Here is a 345-nt window from a genome sequence, read left to right as displayed (position 1 = left end):
CGCGTGGGGGGGCCCGCGGGTTGCCTCGGGGGGGGCGCCGCCCCCCGCCCCCCCCCGGAACCCGCGACGCGAGTCCGCGCAGCAGTCCGGGGACGTCATCCGCGGGACCGTGCGCATGCCCGAGTGACGACCAGTCGACCTCGTCGATACCCGTGAACACGCCGTTGCCTCCCACATGCCAGGTGCCTGGGGAGAGTGTGCACCACGGGGGCCACGCCGAGGACTCCGAAAACCGGCACGCCATCGTGGCTTTCCGGCCTGCTGTCCGGGCCTGCCGCCCGCCCGGACCCGCCGGTCGCGACGCGTGCCCCCGCCCCCTGCCCCCGCCCCCCCCCGCGCTCTCCC

The sequence above is a fragment of the Streptomyces sp. NPDC127084 genome (assembly GCF_042724175.1).
Lineage (GTDB): Bacteria > Actinomycetota > Actinomycetes > Streptomycetales > Streptomycetaceae > Streptomyces.
Note: the sequence above shows the minus strand (reverse complement) of the source record.